Source organism: Dietzia sp. SYD-A1 (assembly GCF_015356725.1).
GTDB lineage: Bacteria > Actinomycetota > Actinomycetes > Mycobacteriales > Mycobacteriaceae > Dietzia.
The window spans coordinates 1-596 of the sequence record NZ_JADDKI010000413.1 but is presented as its reverse complement, the minus strand read 5'-3'; the positions used below and the strand labels follow the sequence as shown (position 1 = coordinate 596).

The 596-nt window shown below is 74.0% G+C and carries 1 pseudogene; it reads left to right on the top strand.

Annotation, left to right across the window (positions count from 1 at the left end):
- Positions 1-49 precede the first annotated feature (49 nt).
- Positions 50-596: pseudogene (locus tag IY392_RS14945) on the top strand (hypothetical protein); the annotation flags it as partial.

Sequence of the window (596 nt, the reverse complement as noted above, 5' to 3'; positions counted from 1 at the left end):
CCCGACCGGTGACCTGCCGTCGCAGTCCCACGTGCCCCCGCCCGGGGACGTGCCACCCCCGGGCGACGGTGGCGACGGCGACGGCGGCGACTGGAGGAACGGCGGCGGTCAGACCCCGTGGATCATTCTGGCGATCCTGCTCGCGGTGGCACTGGTCGCGGGGTTGATCGTGTGGCTGGTCACCGCTGGGGGCGGCGACCGCGAGCCCGTGGCCACACCCACGACCACCACCGAGACCACGACCTCGACGCCCCGCACCACCCCGCGTCCGACCACACCCACCACGACAGGCCCGCCCGGGGTCGCCGAGCGTTGTTCGCCGGAGTTCGTGGCCGGGGAGCTGGGAGACGGCACGACCGTACGTGAGTGCGACGGGCGGTTCCTGCTGGTCAGTGGCCGGGACGGCGAACTCGAGCTGCTGTCCTGGCGCGAGGACTCGTGGGTCTTCCTGGCGGAGCCGTCGTCCGACGTGTGCCGCGAGCAGTTGGAGCAACTGGGCGTCCCGGACCGGTTCCGCCGCGTGTTCCAGCCCTGCGCGGCGCCCACGACCAGCCCGACCACACCGGCCACCACGACCAGCCCGACGAGCCCGGCGC